Consider the following 20,286-nt stretch of genomic DNA (forward strand, 5'->3'; position numbering starts at 1 on the left):
TAAGAGTTATTATTAATAAAGTATCGAGGTATCAGTGGCACGTATTGCAGGCATAAATGTTCCGGTGAAGAAGTGTATTCCTTTTGCATTAACTTATATACATGGTATAGGCATTACTACTGCGAATATAATTTGTCGTAGCTGTAAAATTGATGAGCGTAAGCGTGTTTCAGAATTACAAGATGAAGATATAGAGAAAATTAGTAGTTTTATTAGGCAAAAATATGTCATAGAGGGTGAGCTCAGAAAAAAAGTGGCTATGGATATAAAATCTTTAATCGAAATTGGTTGCTATAGAGGATTAAGGCATAGAAAAGGTTTGCCTGTGAGGGGACAAAGAACCCATACTAATGCTAAAACTCGTAAAGGCAGATCTAAATTGCCTATTGCTGGGAAAAAATAAAATTTGTTATTATCGTGAGTTTTTATGAAAAAAGTTAAAACGGTTGGTAAGAATACAAAAAGGTTTATTACTGGTATTGTCCATATTCGTGCAACTTTTAATAATACTTTTGTAAATGTGACTGATGTTTGTGGTAATACGCTTTACCAGACTTCTGTTGGTGCATGTGGTTTTTCTGGTTCGAGAAAATCCACACCTTATGCTGCAGGTAAGGTTGCCGATTCTGCTGCGAAGAAAGTAATAGAGAGATTTGGTATGAAGGTTGTTTCTGTAATAATTCGTGGTCCTGGTTTTGGTGCAGAAGCTGCAGTTAAAGCACTTCGGAGTTGTGGATTGACTGTCACTTCAATTGCAGATAAAACGGCGATACCTCATAATGGGTGTAGATTAAGGAAAAAAAGAAGAGTATAGGATATTTGGAAGGTTTTTGTATGTATTATAGTGATAATGTTTCTTTCTGTGGAAATTTAGATAGATTAACTAAGCCTAATGCAATTAAGGTAATATTAGGTGATTCGAGTAAAAAAAGTGATATAGTTCTAGAACCTTTGGAAAGTGGTTTTGCTTTAACGTTGGGTCATGCATTAAGGCGTGTAATGTTGTCTTCTCTTCGTGGTAGTGCTGTTTATGGAATAAAAATTGAAGGCATGAATCATGAATTTACTTCGATCCAAGGAGTTAGGGAAGACATAACTGATATAGCATTAAATATGGGCATGTTGAGATGTAAGTTAAATAATACGTCTAATAAGTGCTTAAATTTGAGCGCTAAAGGGCCTTGTCAAGTATTAGCTGGAATGATAGAAACTGATGACCAATGCTCTATTATTAATAAAGATTTGGTGATATGTACACTAGGTCAAGATGTGGAGCTTAACATTACTATATATGTTGCTAGTGGAAAAGGTTATCTTTCTGTAAATAAATATAAAGAAAATGAATTTTTAAAATCTATGAATGAACAAGATTTAATTGGTTTTATTCCAGTTAATGCTTTATATAGTCCTGTTGAGAGGGTTTCATATAAAGTAGAGAATAGTCGTGTTGGTCAAGTTACTGATAAAGATAAGCTGATATTGTCAATTGAAACTGATGGTACAATCTCTCCAAGTCAAGCTATTGACTATGCTGCAAGAATATTACAAGAGCAATTTCAGCCTTTTATTAATTCTGATATGAGTTATAAAAAATCGCAGGTTTCTTTGTCTAGTGGTGCTAAAGATTTGGGCTATGATCCTGTTCTATTGTGTAAAGTAGATGAAATGGAATTATCTGTTAGATCTCATAACTGTCTGAAAAATGAAAATATCACTTATATAGGTGATCTTGTGCAAAAGACGGAAGTTGAAATGTTAAGAACTGCTAATTTTGGCCGAAAATCTTTGAATGAAATCAAGGCAATTTTAAATAATTCAGGTTTGTCTTTGGGTATGAATATACCAAATTGGCCGCCTAAGGATATAGATGAACTGGCTAAACAACATACTGATGAGGATTAGGTAGTATATGAAACATGGAATAAAGAAAAATAAACTGTCTCGTTGTACCGAGCATAGGTTATCAATGTTAAAGAATCTATCTATCTCGTTAATTAATCATGAGCAGATTGTAACTACTTTACCAAAGGCTAAAGCACTTCGTCCATATGTGGAAAAGTTTATTACAATTGCTAAGAATAACGATTCTTTACATGGTAGAAGGCTTTTGCTTTCACGTCTTCATAATAGTAAGTTAGTAGTTGATAAATTATTAAGCGTTCTAGCTAATCGTTATCAAGACCGTAAAGGTGGATATTCTAGAATAATAAAATTTGGTACTAGAAAGGGTGATTGCGCTCCAATGGCAGTGATAGAGCTAGTTGATAGAGATATTTCAGCAAAAGGTGAGATTTATAGTAAAAATAAAAAAGGAAGCAAAGTAGTTACACAAAGCTAATTATTCTTTTTATGGTAAGTAGGTTACGCTATTTTGTAGGTTACTTTGGAGAATTGTTAGTTTCGATATATTTAAAGCTGAAATTCTATAATGTTATAAAACGTCGCTTCCGTTGTAGGTTGGGTGAAATTGACTTAATTGTATCTAAAAAAAGGGAGCTGATTTTTATAGAAGTTAAAACAAGTTTATTTGGAAAAGAAGTACCGATATCTCATTTTCAGTGTCAGTCTATTATAAATTCTTCTAAATATTTCTTAAGTAAAAATCTTGATTTTTTAGATTATTCAGTCAGATATGATTTATGTTTTCTTTCCTTAAGGAGAAGACCTATTTATATAAAAAATGCTTGGATTGAGGAATGGTAGCTTAAATAACTTAGATTTACTAGAATAGGTAATTTAATATGAAAAACAATAATTTAGTTTCATCTTATGCTAGAGCACTGTTTCATGTTTCAGGAAGCAGATTAGGTATTATAAGAAAAGAAGTAGAATTTTTGTTAGCTTTTTTTAAAGATCAAAGTGATGTTTTTGTGTATCTATCTCATCCTATGGTTTCTCTTTTGCACAAAAAAGAAGCGATACTTTCTATAAATGAGAACTTGAGTGAAAATTTAGTCAAATTTATTATGGTTACACTTGCAAACAAGCGCTCCCGTTTATTAATCCTTATATTAGAAAAATTCTTAAATCTTGTAAGGGAAAGTGAAAACGAATTGGAAATTACTATAAAATCAGCAGAGGTTTTAAAGAAACCTGATATAAAAATAATTACTGAATCTTTGAACTTTCTTGGTAAAATAATAAAAGTTAGTAATGTGGTTGATCCTTCTATACTAGGTGGCTTTGTAGTTAGGTATGGTTTTAACTTGATTGATGCTTCGCTTAAGAGTTATTTGGATAGATTGGTTGATTTGAGTAAAATGGAAATGTTGAAAATAAGGAATTGTATATGAAGAATAGCATAAATGCCTCTGAAGTAGTAAACATAATAAAAGAGAAGGTTGAGACATTTGATAATCCTATAAAACGAGAAAATATAGGTGAAGTAATTTCAGTAACGGATGGTATCACATTAGTCTATGGGCTGGAAAAAGCAAAGTTTGGTGAAAAGGTATCTTTTGCAAGCGGTGTAGAAGGAATAGTTCTTGATTTAGATCATGATACAGCTGGAATAGTTGTGCTTGGCAATGACCGTGATGTAAAAGAAGGGGACGTTGTAAAATGTAGTGGTGATGTTGTACGGGTGCCTGTAGGTCATGAATTATTAGGGAGAGTTGTAAATGCATTAGGCGATCCTATAGACGATGGCGGAGAAATTAGAGCCAAGAACAGAATGTATATAGAATCTAAAGCGCCAGGTATTATTGACCGTAAATCTGTGCATGAACCTCTGCAGACAGGAATTAAAATTATAGATTTGTTGATTCCTATAGGTAGAGGGCAACGTGAATTAATTATTGGCGATAGACAAATTGGTAAAACCACTATTGCGATTGATACTATTATCAATCAGAAGAAGATTAATGATGAGGTAAATGAAAATCAAAAAATTTACTGTGTTTATGTTGCTATTGGACAAAAAATTTCGACAGTAGCAAAAGTGGTGAATAAGCTAAAAGAAAGTGGAGCATTAGAGTATACAACCGTAGTTGTGGCTAGCGCATCTGACTGCGCGCCTATGCAATTTCTAGCACCTTATACCGGTTGCACTATTGGAGAATTTTTCCGTGATAATGGAATGCATTGCTTGGTGGTATATGATGATTTATCTAAGCATGCTGTGGCATATAGGCAGATGTCCTTATTGCTCAGACGTCCTCCTGGTCGTGAAGCTTATCCTGGAGATATATTCTATGTACACTCTCGCTTGCTTGAAAGAGCTGCCAAAATGTCTGATGAAAAAGGACGGGGATCTTTGACTGCTTTGCCGATTATTGAGACTCAGGCTGGTGATGTATCTGCATATGTTCCAACTAATGTGATTTCAATTACCGATGGACAAATTTTTCTTGAGTCTGAATTGTTTCACAAAGGATTTCGCCCTGCAGTGAATATAGGTTTATCGGTTTCTCGGGTTGGCTCTGCTGCACAATTGAAATCTGTGAAAAAAGTTGCTGGTTCTATAAAGCTGAGTTTGGCCCAATATAGAGAACTGGAAGACTTTGCTAAATTTGGTTCTGATCTTGATGCTACTGTTCAATTGTCCTTAAACAAAGGTAAATACCTTATTGAATTATTAAAGCAAAAACAGTATTCACCTATGCAAATAGAGGAGCAAGTATTGCTTATGTATATCTTTTCTAATCTATATGGTCAATTAAGTAAGGTACAGGTGAGCAACATCAATAGATTCGAGTGTGATCTTATCAATTATTTTCAAACTGTTCACCCTGGAGTTTTAAAAAAGTTGTCAGGTGACATGAATGATGATATAAAAGATGATATTCTTGGTATTGTGAGTGATTTTGTCACTCAATTTAATTGCGTTTAGGCGGTGATTATGACTTCATCCATTGTTAACAAGTTTCCTATTACAAGGGAAGGTTTTGAGAGTATGCAAGTCGAACTTGAGAAATTAAAGGAAGAAAAACCTTCTATCATACAGGCTATTTCTGATGCTCGTGATCAAGGCGATTTATCCGAAAATGCAGAATATCATGCAGCACGGGAGAGATTAAGTTTTATTGAAGGCCGTATAATTGAGGTAGAAAGTAAACTTTCACATGCAGAAGTGATAGAAGTAAAAAATTTGTCTGGTGATACAGTAATGTTTGGTGCAACTGTTACGGTAAGCATGCTCAGTGATGATAACAGTGAAATAGAATATGTTTATAAGATTGTAGGTGGGTATGAAGCTGATGCTTCAAAGCAGTTGATCTCTACGGATTCACCACTCGGTAGTGCTTTAATTGGCAAAAAAGTTGGTGAGTATGTGGAAGTGATAGTGCCAAATGGAGAGAAATTGTATAAAATAGTTAAGATTGAGTTTAAGTAAATCATGGTACAAGCAGCTTACCCTTCAATTGATCTGTCTCTCATTTCTTCTGTGGAAGATATATTAGAGGATGTGCGTTCCGGTAAATTATTCATTTTAGTTGATAATGAAAATAGAGAGAATGAAGGTGATTTGGTTGTTTTAGCTAAAAAGGTGAAACCAGAACATATTGCTTTTATGGTTAGGTATGGCACTGGTATTGTGTTTTTAGCTATGACAAAGTTTTACATGAATAAACTTAACCTTGAATTTATGAAGAGAAGTAATGTAGATGAAGCACTTATTCCTCACACTGCATTTACTACGTCAATCGATGCTCGTTATGGTATTACAACGGGTGTTTCTGCTCATGATAGAACGCATACGATACTTACCGCTATTGATGGAAAAAGTACTAAGGATGATATTATTACCCCTGGTCATGTTTTTCCTATTATTGCAAGTGAGGGCGGGGTTTTAGCACGTAACGGTCATACTGAAGCAAGTGTTGAGATAGCAAAATTGGTTGGATCTAGTCATGCGGCTGTAGGGTGTGAATTAGTGAATGATGATGGCTCTATGATGCGCTTACCCCAGTTGCTTGAATTTGCTGAACAACACAAAATTAAGTTAACTACCATCGATAAACTTATCAGTTACGTTCAAAATTTAAACTAGCGTTTATAAATTCGTATAGTTTAAATGTTAAAATGTAAGATTCCTAAAAGTTATACGAATAAGGAACTTCCATGTCTAAGCTTTTTGTTTTACTATTTTTCTTCGTATACTGTAATAGCGTTTACTCTGTTAGTATTATTAGAGATAGTGAAGTGGAAGCGGTAGTGAAGGATCTAGCGCAACCTTTATTTTCTGCTGCGGGTATTGATAATGATAAAATAAAAGTTTTTATAGTTGATGATAGATCGATTAATGCTTTTGTAATTAACAATAATAGCATTTTCATTCATTTAGGGCTTTTACAATATTCGACTGAACCTTATGTCTTACTTGGTATATTAGCACATGAAATTGCTCATATATCTGCTGGTCATGTATTACAAATGAGTAGTGCTGTAGGTTATTTTCAATCAATAGCAATGATTAGTTATATGGTAGGATTAGTTTCTAGTATTGTTATTAACCCTCAGGTTGCGAGTGCAATCTTGCTTAGTGGTGTAACGCTTAGTTCGAGGTTGTTTTTTAACTATTCCCAAGAGCAAGAGAGTGTAGCAGATAGCTATGCTTTAAGATACCTTGATGAATCTGGCTATGATAATTTGGGTATGAAAGAGATTTTTGACTATTTTAAGAGTATTGAGCATGAAAACACTGAAGAGTATTTTCGCACTCACCCACTTAGTGATAAACGTATATTTGCTGTACAGAATTATAAGGTTAAAAATAATATAAAACCAATCCTTGCAGATAAGTTGTTGAAGTTTGAGCGTATGGTTGCAAAGCTAGACTCTTTTTTTACCCCTATTCATGTGTTATCTAATAAATATGAAGGTAGTTCTAATTATGTAAATGCTGTAATTCACTATAGGCAAGGAAAGATAGAAGAGGCTATTACTAAAGTTAATTCATTGATTCAAGAGTCACGCAATGATCCGTACTTATATGAATTAAAAGCAGAGATTTTATACAAAGCTGGAAATTTAAGTGAAGCAATAAAAATGTATGAAGAATCACTTAGATATTTATCTGAGAAGAATAACTATTTAGTGAAACTTGCGTTATCTCATACTTTATTATTACACGGTGAAATAGAGAAGGCAATTTTTTACCTAGAGCAGGTTGCAAACGTAGAAACAAATAATGCCTTTGTCTGGAAGCATTTAAGTATTGCATATAAACGTAGCGCTGATATGGCAATGTATTATTTTGCTTTGACGAAAAAGGCTTGTATTGAAGGTAATTTAGAGAAATTTATGAAGTACGCTGAGTTAGCTATTAAAACTTTACCGAAAGATAGCTCTTGCTTGCTGCAAATTGAGGATATGAAGGAACAATACACACAAAAACACACTTATTTTTAGATTATTTTCCGCATTTATCCAACGTATCTTTTACTTCAGTACTTATATTGGGTATAATTTTCATTATAATCGTTTTGGCGCCAAAAAATACACCACAAAACATACCCAAGGCAAAGAGAGCTGGCCATGGCATTCTACCAAATATTGCAAGCAAAGCTGCACCTATTATGACTACAGTCATAAGTGGCCCACCTATTCCCCAAATATAACCAATAATATTGCATATTACTTGGGCAGTTGTATCATCTATATCATTAGCAGCATTTGCATAATCTGAAAAAGAGAGAAACAGCACTATACATAAAGCATTAAAAAATTTTTTTATTATATAGCTCATTCTTTTGCCTCCAAGTAATAAACCAGTGTGAATCTAAATTCATATATATATTTATTTTAGGGTAAAACTCATAGTTTGTCCATAAATAAGTGTTGCTACATAAATAGCCCACCATTGATGTTAAGCACATGCCCCGTTATATATTTTGCCTCATCACTTGCTAAAAACAATATCCCTGCTGCTATTTCTTCTCCTGTTCCCATTCTTTTCATTGGAATGTTATCTAATATTTTTTCTTTTTGTTCTTTATTTAAAACTTCAGTCATTTTAGTATCTATAAATCCAGGAGCAACACAATTTACTGTTACACCGCGACTTGCAACTTCTTTTGCTATAGATTTGCTCATAGCTATTATTCCAGCTTTTGATGCTGCATAATTTACTTGCCCGGCATTTCCTGTCAATCCTACTATTGAGGAAATATTTATGATTCTTCCCCAATTATTTTTAATTAATTTCTTGCATGCTTCTCTATTTAGCTTAAATGTAGAACTCAAATTAATATCAATCACCTTTTGCCATGATTCATCTGTCATTCTTAGTAATAAACTGTCTTGTGTAATGCCTGCATTGCATATGAGCCCATCAAAGCCTTTCATCAACTCACTTGCTTTATTTATTAGTTGATTTACCTCTTCAGAATTTGATAAGTCGCAAGGAAGTACGTGAATGTTTTTTTCATATTTTTTAGCAACTTCTTCGAGTACTTCTTTTTTTGTACTAGAAATACATAAAGTTGCTCTGGCCTTATGCATAATTTCTACAATTGCCTGGCCTATTCCACCTGATGCACCAGTAATCAGAAATTTCTTATTCTCTAATCCAAACATAATAATTTTTATATTGCTTCAGCTCTTAACAGAATATTAAAAGACTTGCAATAGATTTTTTGCATAACTTTCATTTAATAGAAGCTTCTTGATAAATCTTGTATTTATTGGCGAAATTATGGCGGCTGCATGCCTTTTTTATTTTTTCTATTCAGCCTAAACACGCTTCGTTTAAGCGTTAGCACATTATCAATTACAGTAATAAAATCAACACCATGTGGATTCTTTTGCCTTTTTTTGATTGGTAAATTTCTTAACACTTATAGCTAAAGTAATTTAAGAGAGCCAGCGCGTGACTAGTTCTTATTACTTGATCAATCTTCTGGATCCCAGTGTCTGGGCACTGGGATGACAGGAGTGTGAGATAAGGCTACATTCATACTCTAACAGGTATGACGGTGTCATTCCAGCACTTGATGCTGGAATGTCTTTGTTGCACCACTCAAGGAAAGAACAGGCAGTTACTGATGGAATTTGTTATAAAATAGATATTTAGCCGACAAAGGAAAAATATGCCAATAAGAATGAAAGTCAGTAACTGCAATGAATATAACAAATTTCTTCAAGAAAGGGGAAATGTTTTTCATTATATCAACGATGCCATTGAAAATTGGTACGAAAATAGTCCAAAAGTAGCAGGTGGCAACAATGTCTACAGCGACAAAGTAGTGATTCTAATTCACATAATAACTTATCTATTCAGGATTGGTCTTAGGCAAACAGTGGGATTTATAGAGAAATATCTTGAGCAAATAGGGAAAATTTTGCAAATTATCAGCTATTCGCAGGCTTCAAGAAGGTTTAAAAAGCTTAATATCAAAATCAACGACTGCAGAGTTGATAAGAACGATATGGAAGATATTGAAATTGCTATAGATAGTACAGGTATCAGCATCTACAATAATATTCCAGGCCATAGTAAGGCAAATGGTACAGATATAAAGTATCGCCGCTATGAGCAAACAAGATGTAATGCTGGAGATAGGTAGTAAAAAAGTTATAGCTGCAAAATACAGTAGTGGAGTTTATTCCGACCACTATGGAGCCTGTGATCTTATTGAAAGAGTGGATACCAAGTATAACATAAGCACGATATATGCAGATAGATCGAAAGAAGTTATACAAACTGTGCGATGAGCTTGACATAAAGACAAGGATTCCTCCGCAAAATAATGCAGTAGAGCATCCAAAGTTGGATTATATGAATGAGAGAAATTCTACAATCAAGCTCATAAAGTCATATGATGAAGATGGTATGAAGAGGTGGAAAAAAGAGATAAATTATTGGAAGAGATCTTATATAGAAAGTTTTTTCTCGCGACTGAAGCAAATATTTGGATTTAGTTTTAGGAATAAATCTGAGATTAATCGTGAGAAGGAACTGCTACTCAAGTGTTATTTGCTTAACAAATTTACTGAAATAGGCATGGCTAAGTTTGATATAGCTTCATGAATTTATTATACATTACCCACTATCCGAAGAGCTGTGCAACAAAGCCTGCTGGAATCCAGGAGTCTTTACTACAAATAAGCATATTGAGCACAAAATTATGCTAAAACACAACGTTTTTGGTGAGGTTATGGACAAACTGGATTCCGGCGTCATGCGCTGGAATGACATCATAGAGGTCATTGAGATGACAAGAAAGAATACTTGAATGACAATAGGGACACTAGAATGAAAGGAAAAGAGGCTATTTAATTGTGCTGAATTTTACAAAATTTATTACTCCTGCCCGACAAATTTATTAGAATAGTATGTGTATTAGTGAAAATCCGAAAAAAATGCAAGAAAAGTTAATATATTACTTTAGCCAAAGCAACTGTGAAGGCAATGCAGCAATGAGAAATCTACTAGGAGGGAAGGGAGCAAATCTGGCAGAGATGTGTAACATTGGCATTCCTGTTCCACCTGGTTTTACAATTTCCACTGCTGTTTGTCAGGCCTATTGTCAAGATAATGAATTGTCTTGTGATCTACGTAACGAGATAAAAAACTACATGGCGATGCTCGAAAGTGACATCGGTTGTAAATTTGGGGATTCAAATAATCCTTTATTAGTTTCCATACGCTCTGGTAGTGTGAATTCAATGCCGGGCATGCTCGATACAGTCCTAAATGTTGGCCTAAATGATGCAACCGTTGTTGGTCTTGCAAAAAAAAGTGGAGAACGTTTTGCCTATGATAGCTACTGTCGTTTCATTATGATGTACTCGAATGTTGTACTACAGCTTGACCATCACCTATTTCAAGATGTTGTTGATAATGAACAGCAAAAGAGAGGAGCAAAAAGCTTAGCTGATCTTGATGTTGATGTTTTAAAGGGGATTGTTAATGATTTCAAAGATGTAGTATATGAGGAAATAGGAAAAAATTTCCCGCAGAACGTTGAAGAACAGTTACTCAATTCAGTAAATGCAGTGTTTTCTTCTTGGCAAAATGATAGAGCTGTTTCCTATAGAAAAATAAATAATATTCCTGAAAATCTTGGAACTGCAGTTAATGTACAAGCAATGGTTTTTGGCAATCTGAATGATAATTCAGCAACTGGTGTGATATTTACAAGGAATCCTTCAACTGGAGAAAAAAAGCTTTTTGGTGAGTTTTTAGTTAATGCTCAGGGTGAGGATGTGGTTTCTGGTGTTTATACTCCTATGCCAATTGACGGGGAGCAAGAAAGTACCATGGAGAAGTTGCTACCAAGTGTCTACCGGGAATTATGCACGGTATGTGAAAAACTTGAAAGGCATAATAAGGACATGCAGGATATCGAATTTACTGTACAGGACGGTAAGTTATGGATTTTGCAGACTAGGTCTGGCAAGCGCACAGCCGAAGCTGCTATTCGCATAATAGTTGATATGGTAAACGAAGGAGCGATTACAAAAGAGGAAGGAATATTGAGAATTGATCCAAAAACCTTTGACAATTTATTACATCCAGTTCTTGATGTTAAAATCGATCAAGAAGTAATAGGCAAAGGACTGCCAGCTTCTCCAGGTGTTGCTTCTGGATATATAGTATTCAGTGCAAGTGATGCTGAAAAAGCTGCAGAGCAGGGTAAAAAAGTAATTTTGGTAAGATCAGAAACGAGTCCTGAAGATATTAATGGAATGAATGCTGCAAGTGGAATAATAACAGCGAGGGGAGGTATGACCTCGCATGCCGCTGTTGTAACTCGTGGAATGGGTAAACCATGTATTTGTAGTCTAAGTGGACTTTATGTTGATAAAGATGGAAAATACCTTTCTATAGGGGATATAAAAATAAATAAAGGTGAACCAATCACCATCGACGGAGGAACAGGAGAGGTTATGCTTGGTATTCTTCCGACAGTTTTGCCTGAATTATCGCAAGAGTTCAAAACGATAATTAACTGGGTAGATAAAATCAAAACAGTGAAGGTGAGAGCGAATGCTGATACTCCAAAAGATGCAAAAATTGCAAAAGAATTTGGTGCAGAAGGTATAGGATTATGTCGCACAGAACATATGTTTTTTGCTAATGATAGAATCGAATTCATTCAAAAATTGATAATAGCTGATGATGAAAATGAAAGGGCAAATGCATTAAATAAACTCGAAGAAATGCAAAAGTCTGATTTCAAAGAAATGTTTTCTATTATGGAGGGCAAGGAAGTCACTATACGATTACTTGATCCACCTCTACATGAGTTTTTACCTCATGATCAATCCATTATAGAAAAAATCGCCAGATCACTGAATAAGTCAGTTGAATCGGTAAAAAATAAAATAGTACAGTTATCAGAAAAAAATCCAATGCTTGGCCATCGAGGGTGTAGGCTTGCTATTTCTCATCCTGAAATATATAAAATGCAGATTAGGGCAATACTCCGTGCTGCAAGTGAATTAAGGAAAGAAAAGAAGATAGAAGTGAAACCTGAAATCATGATTCCTTTTATCATTAGCGAGAAAGAGTTTGTTCTGATATGCGAGTTAGTAAAGAAAGAAGCTAAAAATTTCGATGTGAATTATTCAATCGGAACGATGATAGAACTGCCAAGAGCAGCACTTATTGCTGACAAACTCGCAAAACACGCAGAATTTTTTAGTTTTGGCACTAATGATTTAACACAAACAACTATGGGACTTTCACGAGATGATTCAGTTAATTTCCTCGATTCTTATAAGGAAAGCAACATATTCAAAAACGATCCCTTTGAGGTGCTAGATGTCGAAGGGGTAGGGGAATTAATCAGAATAGCTATCGAAAGGGGCAAAAAAACCAGAAAAGAAATTAAACTTGGTATATGTGGAGAGCATGGAGCGAATCCACAGTCCATAGAGTTTTTCATCAAATCAGGGGTTGATTATGTGTCATGCTCGCCCTATAGAGTACCGGTTGCAAAATTAGTGGCAGCACAGCTTAGCATAAGTTTGTTGGGCAGCACAATTGTACGAACATAGATTTCGCTAACAAGTAGCGGAATGATGATTTTTCAAATTGTCGATAAATCTAAGTCAGTTTAGCTATTTTGCTGCTACTTTTTTTCTTAATATCTCAAGAAAGATTGACTTTTTGTCTAAAATAATATACTATAAAATAGTAGTGAATGAGGTAAAAATGTCAATATCAAAAGAACGTAAGGAATATTTACTAGAAAAGTTTAAATATGCTGCCAAAGAATTTGGCAAATCTGGTACAAAGTCCAATCATCTAGCAGTACCAAAAGAACAGCAACTCTCTATTGATTTAGGTAATAGAAAAGTTTTTGGTATCATAAATAAGATTCTGTATTGGATAGAGAATAATTTTACTTATTTTTTTCCACGATATAATTTGTTTCCAGAAGTTGGAGTTGAAGGAAGAAAAATCCCTGGAACTAATACAAGGGTTAAGTATTTTACTCCAGATGACCAAGCAGAATATACTATAATTCCTTATAAAGGAAAATTATACGTGGACTTAATGCCAGAAGTGGAAGGTAACAAGTTAAAAGGCTTTAAAGGCAAACTATATGATACAACTGATAAAATTAGTAAGGGTAAAAAAGGTTATGTAGCTTATGTGATCACGCTTGACGGAAAGCTAGTAACTCATGAACATATTAATGTTAACAAAAGCGAATGGGCTTATCGTTATTCAACTCTTGCAGGTGGTAGGCCAGTTTTATGTTCTGGTTTAATGAAAGTGGTAAATGGTAAAATAACTTATATAGACAATAATAGTGGGCATTATAAACCAGAACCAGCAAACTTATACAATGCAGTGAAAAAATTAGAAGGTCTATTTTCGGAAGATGCAAAAGTTGTTTGCCTATCATATTGGATTAGCTTGAAAAAACAAATTCCGCTTATACGCAAAATTACTCTAGCCAAACGAGAGCCAGTAGAGGAATTCTTGAAAAGGATGGAGAAAAAAGGAAAAGATGGGTTGACTCAATATGAAAGACATTTTAAAAGGGTAAAAGAATTTAATGAAAAATACTCAGATAAATTAGAAAGCCAGTCGGTTTATGCTAAAGTAGCTGCTCATGATTATAAATCAGTGCCTGTTTCAGACTGCAGTAATCCTCAAATAATAAAAATGGCAGTAGAACACTCAATAAGAAGGATTATTGGAGCAAATTATGGCCATAAACCAAAACTTGATATTAAATATGATCAAGAAGAAGCTGTGGGTGTTAACGTAATTTTTCACTATAAAGATGATAGAAGCAGATTTGTTGGAATTTTAGACTTACATAAATGTAGCTATTCATCACGTATTCAAAAAAATAAATATATAATTACGATGAGCATAAAACAGGCTGATGAATTTATAAAGGATGCTTTACAAATTAAAATTGATAGTGTTGAGCAATTGGATACCCGTTTAGTGATGGGCTTACCCTATTTAAATATATGATAATATATCCTCATCAGGGTGGCAAAATAGGTAGAAGAGAGAAATACAACCATAGAAACACAAATGGTTGTCATGAAAGTAACTGATACTGGCTTCTTTTCTCGATTCCAGTGTCACGCACTGGAATGACAAGATAAGGGAGCACTGAAAATAAATAGGAGTCATTCAAGTAGCTGACACTGGAATGACAAGAAAGGGAGCACCGAAAATAAATAGGTGGGATCCAGGAATTTTGAGTTTTTGAAAAGATTATGGATTCCAGCGTCACGCGCTGGAATGACACCCTTTTAGTTGCTGTACGAACATTGTGGTACAACAGACCAAGATAGAGTTAATAGGGTCTCCTCTTCCTGAAAATACGGAAAGTCAGTAAAAAAAAGCTCAGGCATTAGCACTTCAGCTCTGCAGTTGAGTCAATATGAGAGAGTAAGTCTACAAAAGTAGACTTACTAATTGAACTTTGATCCTTTATTTTACTATAGAACAGACACTGAATCTGCAAGATCATAGAATTTATTTCCAATCTCTCTGAATGTACTACTTATATCAATAGGTGTCGACTCTTCTTGTGAATCAGATTTAAATAAGCCATGAGTATCTTTCAAATGACAGTACCACTGGCATTTATTTCGCTCTGCTATTGCCCACCCTGGGGACTTTTCTTCACATTCTCTATAGCAATCATGAAGTGAATCAACTTCCTTCCATTGAAATGGAGGGTTTAGTACAGGATTTGTCATAATATGCTCCTTAATTATAAAACTAACACCATGTTAGTACTTATATGCTAATATAATGTTAATTCTTATATTGACATAATAACTTTTCGGATAAGGTTTCTTGATTTAAAATTGCATTTTAGCAAACTTACTTAATTTTAGAAAAATTTGCTCACATAAAACTGTTTATAGAGTGACAATAGATGTATTATACTTACACTTCTGATTCGAAAATTTATGCAGTTGTTTCTAACAAGGTTGGTAAATAAATTTTATTGTTTAAAGATGAGAAACAAAGTAATCATCGTTTCCAGTATTGTTCTTATTCTACTGTTTTTTATCAATAGTACGTTTTTAAAAGAAGATCAAACAGTTCATAGTGATGATACAACTAGTAGTTTTTCAGTAAAAACTCAGGATTATACTCCACAAAATCGCACTGTATATTTAAATTTTTCTGGTACAGTAAATCCCTTGCATAGGGCAAGCCTTGTCTCAAGAACAAGTGGTCAAGTTATTGCTATTTATTTGTCTGATGGTGAAAAAGTAAAAAGAGGCGATGTAATTTTAAAGATAGAAGATTATGACAGAGTTGCACAAGTTGAGAAAGCCAAAGCTTTATTAAATCAGCGTGAAATTGAGTATCATTCCTCTAAAAAATTGAATAAAAAAGGCTATGGAGCGCAGATACAAGTGGAAACAGCTTTTACTGCATTGCAGAGTGCAAAAGCTGACCTAAAAAGGCTAGAGTTGGATTTAGAAAATACTGCGATTAAATCCCCTATTGATGGTTATGTAGATAAGATCAACGTAAATGAAGGGGATTTTGTTAATCTTGGACATAAGATAACTGACATAGTTAATTTTGATCAGGTTCTTGTAGTGTTGTATGTTTCAGAAAATGAAGTAAATAAAATAAAACTGAGTAGTGCAGCGCAAATTAATTTGCTAGACGGAAGGGAATTAGTAGGTGAAGTGAGTTTTATTAGTAAAATTGCTGAGCCTAAAACTGGATCTTATAGAGTGGAGGTAAAGGTAACTGATAATGAGATTATATCCTTGCAAGGACTGACTGCTAGTGTAAGCCTCCCTTCAGGTGAAAGATTTGCATATAAAATTCCTTCTTCAGCCTTAAGCTTAAATGACGATGGTATTCTTGGAATAAAGATTGTTGATGACAATAATTATGTAGTATTTACAGCAATAGAAATTGTTGATTATGAAGACGATGGAGTTTGGGTAGTCGCAAATAATGAAAGTAAGCCTATAAAGTTAATAACATTGGGTCATCTATTTGTTAATCCTGGTGATAAGGTATAACTCCAGTGTCAGCTACTTTCATGACATCGAGTTCTGTCATTCAAGTAGCTGACACTGAAACCCAGAAAAGAAGGCAGTGTCTGGACACTAACACTATGTTTTTATCTATCTTATTTTGCCACTTTGCTGTGTAAACTTACTCCGCAACAACCTTTTTTTCTTTTAACAAATTTTGTAATTCACCGTTTTCATACATCTCGCGGATTATATCACAGCCACCAACAAATTCTCCCTTTATATATAATTGTGGAATTGTTGGCCAATCAGAAAAACTTTTTATGGACTGACGTATTTCATCATTCTCAAGTACGTTGATGCATTTAAATTTTACATTCAATTTTTTGAGAATTGACACGACGAGTCCAGAGAATCCACATTGAGGAAAGTCAGAGGTGCCTTTCATATACAGCACTACATCGTTTTCTGCTATGTCTTTTTTTATTTGTTCAAAGTTGTTCATAAATATCACCTTAATTTTAAGCTCCAGTTTCTAGTTGCAATGCATGTATAGACTGACCTTCAAGAGCCTTATATACCATTCTGTGTTGTTCTATTTTTGTCTTTCCAGAAAAACACTTGGAAGTTATTTTTAAATGATAATGATCATCATCTCCAGCAAGGTCCTTAATCTTTATATCAGCATCAGGAAATGATTGTTTGATAATTTTCCCTAACTCGTGAATTGTAATAGTCATTGGTTTATTTTAATTATAAGTCTAAAATATGCAATTGATTATTGTGAAGACAATAGATTCAGCGTGCTGAGAGCACTAGCAAGACGAGATTTTAATTGACTTGCATACTCATTCCAGTCCTCTATTTCCTTTCTTGCCACACCTGAGGTAACGGCAGCTTTTGCAACAGCAGGAGATACTATAGAAATTAATCTTGGATCAAATGGAGTAGGTATTATATATTCACGTCCATAGCTCATTTTACGACCGCCATAGGCTGCAGATATCTCATTTGGCACTGATTCGCGGGCAAGCTTTGCTATTGCATCTGCAGCAGCAATTTTCATTTCATCATTTATTGTCGTTGCATGTACGTCGAGTGCTCCTCTGAATATGTAAGGAAATCCCATTACGTTATTGACTTGGTTGTTATAGTCTGATCTACCAGTTGCAATTATTGCATCTGGCCTTACAGACTTTGCAAACTCAGGCCTTATTTCTGGATCAGGATTAGCAAGAGCAAAAATGATTGGGTCTTTACCCATGCTTTTTAACATCTCTTCACTGAGCACATCCTTTGCAGAGAGTCCGATGAATACATCAGCATCTTTTATGGCATCGAGCAAGGAACGTTCTTTACTGTCAATTGCATATTTTTCTTTCCACTCATTCATATCCTCTTTTCTGTCTTTGTGTATTACTCCTTGTTTATCACATAGTACTATGTTCTTAGCACCCATAGACTTCAGTATTTCCAAACACGCAATACCAGCTGCTCCAGCACCATTCATGATGATCTTTACATTTCTTAATTTCTTTCCAACAATATCGAGGGCATTTTCTATACCAGCTGCAACAACTACTGCAGTTCCATGTTGATCATCGTGGAACACCGGAATATCCATCAACTCATTTAGACGTTTCTCTATTATAAAACAATCAGGAGATCTTATATCTTCTAGATTTATTCCCCCCCAACTTGGACCAAGATACCTTACTGCATTGATGAAATCTTCTATGTTTTCTGTGTCAACTTCTATATCAATTGCATCAATGTCAGCAAAATGCTTAAATAAAACAGCTTTGCCTTCCATGACGGGTTTTGAAGCAAGAGGACCGATATTGCCAAGTCCCAGCACTGCGGTGCCATTTGAAATGACAGCCACATAATTGCTTTTTGCCGTGTAATCATAAACAGCCTCAGGGTTTTTAGCTATTGCAAGGCATGGGGCTGCAACACCAGGGGAATAAGCAAGTGATAGGTCATGCTGTGTAGACAAGGGTTTTGTCGGTATGATCGATACCTTACCAGGTTTACCACTTTTATTATGGTACTTAAGTGCTTCTTGTTTTGTGGTGTTATCTAAATCATTATTCATGCTTTGAGCTTATTGTTAGTAATTTTTTAAGTATATGGGGTTTTTATGAATATTCAACTATTAGCTTGTGAATTCTGCTGTACTTCTGTATAAGTTTATCTACCAATAGTGTGACTTACATGCTTAAGAAAAACGTGCCTAATTTGCTAACAATTTCTCGTGCGCTCGCGATATCGGCAATAATATCAAGCTTTTATATAGAAAGTAAATATGCAAATCTAATAACAATATTGATCTTTATGTTTGCGTGCATTACAGATTTTTTTGATGGTTATTTAGCACGTGCATGGAAAGTCCAATCGAATTTTGGCAAGTTATTTGATCCAATTGCCGACAAATTAGTAGTAGCTTCAACAATAATCATGCTAGTTTATAAGCACAAGATAGATGATATTACAATTATACCGTCAGTTATAATTGTTTGTAGGGAGATATTAGTTTCAGGTATGCGGGAGTTTTTGATAGCTACAAACGTTAGCCTACCTGTGAGTAAGGCTGGAAAAATTAAAACATTTTTGCAGATGATTGCTGTGGTAGCGCTAATAATGAGTGATTATGAGAAAATTAGATATGCAGGTGTGATTTGCTTATGGGCTGCAGCTGTTATGACTATGTGGTCAGGCTATAATTACGTTCTAGCTGGCATCAAACAGATTGACTAAATTGCTTAAGAGTATACAAAGAAGGTTAATAATTTCACAATATTGACTGATTAGTTAAAATCCTGTATAATGTATTAGTTTATAAATTGGTCAAGTTTGTATGACTGGTATTATTATAGATAGCTTTAATACTGAGTCTTCCTTTAAGAGATCAAGTTCTGAGAAAGATACTAAAATAGAGGATTTTTTTCGAGATTTCTGGTCAACAGTTGATGAAGAAGAAAAAAAGAGAAAAAAACTTGAGCAAGAATTATTAATACTTGAAGAAGGAAAAAAAAAGCAGAAGCTGGAACAAGAACTATTAACACTAAAAAAAAGAGAGCTACATAGGAAATGTGTATCATTGGTAACAATGGTTCCATTTGCATTATTGATGGCAATTGAGCTTGAAAAAACATGTAGCGATCAGGTAGTACTTGGCCTTATAAGCAGCGCATTAGGCCATACTATATTACCTTTCACAGTCTTATCCCTTATTTGCACGCTATATTTAATTTATAATAATAGAAAAATAGCACAAAAAGAACGAGAATTGGAGAATATTGAAAGTGGGAAAACAGTAGAAAAAGAAAAGAGAGACCTTCCTTGTACCGTTGATGATTACTTTAACTATGCTGATGCTGCTTTAGTTACATTAGTTATTGTGGCTAGCATAGTAGGTGAAGCATTGGAGCAAGGAATAATAGGAGACGTAGCTTTTTCAATGTCTAGTTTATTCTACTTTGTAGCAAGTGCTACTTTCTGCTATCGTGAGTATAAGAAAAGTACAAAACACGAGTTAGAAAAAGAGCAAGGCTTTGATGAGAAATCTGAAAAAAAGATAAGCAATATGTCTGTAGCTAAGTTAATGCTTGCTGGTTCTTCTTTATTACTAATCAGGAAGATAATGTTGATTTCTGAAGTAGCATTAGCATCATCTGCTGTTGGGCCTGTTTTAGGTCTAGTAGGTATTGCTCTTTTGATGGTCGGAAGTGGATTGAGCATACATTCTTATATTAGAAAGCTAGAGAATATAGAAGTGAGCGGAAAGGGTGTTGCAATAGGTGGTGGTGCGAGCAATATAGGTAATGTTGGCCAAGAGCCGCTTTTCGTTCGATGATAATGCCAAAAATTTGTTTATTTAGGTAATATTTAGTCTATACT

The 20,286-nt window shown here is 34.4% G+C and carries 22 protein-coding genes and 1 pseudogene; 16 read left to right on the forward strand and 7 right to left on the reverse strand.

The genetic code is table 11. The features are described 5' to 3' along the window. Positions 1 to 34 precede the first annotated feature (34 nt). The 10 genes from rpsM (at position 35) to EJB00_RS01710 (ending at position 7,353) form a co-directional block, all read left to right on the forward strand. Complete coding sequence (gene rpsM, locus EJB00_RS01665) at positions 35 to 403, forward strand: 30S ribosomal protein S13 (RefSeq protein ID WP_010404723.1); 369 nt, start codon at positions 35 to 37, stop codon at positions 401 to 403. A 24-nt stretch (positions 404 to 427) separates the two neighbouring features. After that, positions 428 to 814 carry a 30S ribosomal protein S11 gene (gene rpsK, locus EJB00_RS01670; protein WP_015588362.1) on the forward strand — a complete coding sequence of 129 codons (387 nt, stop codon included), beginning with the start codon at positions 428 to 430 and terminating at the stop codon, positions 812 to 814. A gap of 20 nt (positions 815 to 834) precedes the next feature. Next, a complete protein-coding gene (locus EJB00_RS01675; protein ID WP_015588363.1) occupies positions 835 to 1,902 on the forward strand; it encodes a DNA-directed RNA polymerase subunit alpha in 1,068 nt (355 codons plus the stop codon). A 7-nt stretch (positions 1,903 to 1,909) separates the two neighbouring features. Then, on the forward strand, positions 1,910 to 2,338 hold the full coding sequence (rplQ, locus tag EJB00_RS01680; protein WP_010404731.1) for a 50S ribosomal protein L17: 429 nt from the start codon (positions 1,910 to 1,912) through the stop codon (positions 2,336 to 2,338). Between the two features lie 11 nt (positions 2,339 to 2,349). Then, entirely contained in the window at positions 2,350 to 2,703 is a 354-nt protein-coding gene (locus EJB00_RS01685; protein WP_015588364.1) for a YraN family protein, read from the forward strand. A 38-nt stretch (positions 2,704 to 2,741) separates the two neighbouring features. After that, positions 2,742 to 3,293, forward strand: a complete 552-nt coding sequence (atpH, locus tag EJB00_RS01690; RefSeq protein ID WP_015588365.1) for an ATP synthase F1 subunit delta — start codon at positions 2,742 to 2,744, stop codon at positions 3,291 to 3,293. Next, a complete protein-coding gene (gene atpA / locus EJB00_RS01695; RefSeq protein WP_015588366.1) occupies positions 3,290 to 4,831 on the forward strand; it encodes a F0F1 ATP synthase subunit alpha in 1,542 nt (513 codons plus the stop codon). Before atpH ends, atpA begins: the two co-directional genes overlap by 4 nt. 9 nt (positions 4,832 to 4,840) lie before the next feature. Continuing rightward, positions 4,841 to 5,335, forward strand: a complete 495-nt coding sequence (greA, locus tag EJB00_RS01700) for a transcription elongation factor GreA (protein WP_135352886.1) — start codon at positions 4,841 to 4,843, stop codon at positions 5,333 to 5,335. 3 nt (positions 5,336 to 5,338) lie between these two features. Beyond that, the gene (ribB, locus tag EJB00_RS01705) at positions 5,339 to 5,992 is read left to right on the forward strand and encodes a 3,4-dihydroxy-2-butanone-4-phosphate synthase (protein WP_135352885.1); all 654 of its coding nucleotides are present in this window, start codon (positions 5,339 to 5,341) and stop codon (positions 5,990 to 5,992) included. A 71-nt stretch (positions 5,993 to 6,063) separates the two neighbouring features. Further along, positions 6,064 to 7,353 (forward strand): M48 family metalloprotease, encoded by a 1,290-nt coding sequence (locus EJB00_RS01710; protein WP_135352884.1) that lies wholly within the window; start codon positions 6,064 to 6,066, stop codon positions 7,351 to 7,353. A gap of 1 nt (position 7,354) precedes the next feature. On the opposite strand, the gene EJB00_RS01715 is transcribed toward EJB00_RS01710, so the two are convergent. The 3 genes from EJB00_RS01715 to EJB00_RS06205 all read right to left on the reverse strand — a co-directional run bounded on the left by EJB00_RS01715 (position 7,355) and on the right by EJB00_RS06205 (position 8,780). After that, positions 7,355 to 7,690, reverse strand: a complete 336-nt coding sequence (locus tag EJB00_RS01715) for a TrbC/VirB2 family protein (RefSeq protein WP_006012302.1) — start codon at positions 7,688 to 7,690, stop codon at positions 7,355 to 7,357. Between the two features lie 95 nt (positions 7,691 to 7,785). After that, positions 7,786 to 8,520 carry a 3-oxoacyl-[acyl-carrier-protein] reductase gene (fabG, locus tag EJB00_RS01720; RefSeq protein ID WP_006012309.1) on the reverse strand — a complete coding sequence of 245 codons (735 nt, stop codon included), beginning with the start codon at positions 8,518 to 8,520 and terminating at the stop codon, positions 7,786 to 7,788. A 116-nt stretch (positions 8,521 to 8,636) separates the two neighbouring features. Then, positions 8,637 to 8,780: a hypothetical protein gene (locus tag EJB00_RS06205; protein WP_167470139.1), complete on the reverse strand. Its 144-nt coding sequence runs from the start codon at positions 8,778 to 8,780 to the stop codon at positions 8,637 to 8,639. A gap of 252 nt (positions 8,781 to 9,032) precedes the next feature. Here EJB00_RS06205 and EJB00_RS06650 point away from each other — a divergent pair. The 3 genes and pseudogenes from EJB00_RS06650 to EJB00_RS01740 all read left to right on the forward strand — a co-directional run bounded on the left by EJB00_RS06650 (position 9,033) and on the right by EJB00_RS01740 (position 14,389). Next, positions 9,033 to 9,973 (forward strand): annotated as a pseudogene (locus EJB00_RS06650) (IS5 family transposase). A gap of 305 nt (positions 9,974 to 10,278) precedes the next feature. Then, positions 10,279 to 12,948: a pyruvate, phosphate dikinase gene (gene ppdK, locus EJB00_RS01735; protein WP_135352883.1), complete on the forward strand. Its 2,670-nt coding sequence runs from the start codon at positions 10,279 to 10,281 to the stop codon at positions 12,946 to 12,948. Positions 12,949 to 13,105: 157 nt separating this feature from the next. Continuing rightward, positions 13,106 to 14,389, forward strand: a complete 1,284-nt coding sequence (locus EJB00_RS01740) for a hypothetical protein (protein ID WP_135352882.1) — start codon at positions 13,106 to 13,108, stop codon at positions 14,387 to 14,389. A gap of 476 nt (positions 14,390 to 14,865) precedes the next feature. On the opposite strand, the gene EJB00_RS01745 is transcribed toward EJB00_RS01740, so the two are convergent. Next, a complete protein-coding gene (locus tag EJB00_RS01745; protein WP_135352881.1) occupies positions 14,866 to 15,129 on the reverse strand; it encodes a hypothetical protein in 264 nt (87 codons plus the stop codon). A 264-nt stretch (positions 15,130 to 15,393) separates the two neighbouring features. On the opposite strand from EJB00_RS01745, the gene EJB00_RS01750 reads away from it, so the two are divergent. Further along, entirely contained in the window at positions 15,394 to 16,428 is a 1,035-nt protein-coding gene (locus tag EJB00_RS01750) for an efflux RND transporter periplasmic adaptor subunit (RefSeq protein WP_179943653.1), read from the forward strand. 136 nt (positions 16,429 to 16,564) lie between these two features. On the opposite strand, the gene grxD is transcribed toward EJB00_RS01750, so the two are convergent. The 3 genes from grxD to EJB00_RS01765 are packed head-to-tail and all read right to left on the reverse strand — an operon-like array spanning position 16,565 to position 18,481. Then, positions 16,565 to 16,888 (reverse strand): Grx4 family monothiol glutaredoxin, encoded by a 324-nt coding sequence (grxD, locus tag EJB00_RS01755; RefSeq protein WP_135352880.1) that lies wholly within the window; start codon positions 16,886 to 16,888, stop codon positions 16,565 to 16,567. A gap of 16 nt (positions 16,889 to 16,904) precedes the next feature. Next, positions 16,905 to 17,123, reverse strand: coding sequence for a BolA/IbaG family iron-sulfur metabolism protein (locus tag EJB00_RS01760; protein ID WP_135352879.1), 219 nt, complete (start codon positions 17,121 to 17,123; stop codon positions 16,905 to 16,907). Between the two features lie 38 nt (positions 17,124 to 17,161). Next, positions 17,162 to 18,481 carry a malic enzyme-like NAD(P)-binding protein gene (locus EJB00_RS01765; protein ID WP_015588375.1) on the reverse strand — a complete coding sequence of 440 codons (1,320 nt, stop codon included), beginning with the start codon at positions 18,479 to 18,481 and terminating at the stop codon, positions 17,162 to 17,164. Between the two features lie 119 nt (positions 18,482 to 18,600). Between EJB00_RS01765 and pgsA the strand changes: the two genes are divergently transcribed. Beyond that, positions 18,601 to 19,143, forward strand: a complete 543-nt coding sequence (pgsA, locus tag EJB00_RS01770; protein ID WP_015588376.1) for a CDP-diacylglycerol--glycerol-3-phosphate 3-phosphatidyltransferase — start codon at positions 18,601 to 18,603, stop codon at positions 19,141 to 19,143. A 100-nt stretch (positions 19,144 to 19,243) separates the two neighbouring features. Then, positions 19,244 to 20,242: a hypothetical protein gene (locus EJB00_RS01775; protein WP_015588377.1), complete on the forward strand. Its 999-nt coding sequence runs from the start codon at positions 19,244 to 19,246 to the stop codon at positions 20,240 to 20,242. The last annotated feature ends 44 nt before the right edge of the window (positions 20,243 to 20,286 follow it).

Source organism: Wolbachia endosymbiont of Drosophila mauritiana (genome assembly GCF_004795975.1).
Classification (GTDB): domain Bacteria; phylum Pseudomonadota; class Alphaproteobacteria; order Rickettsiales; family Anaplasmataceae; genus Wolbachia.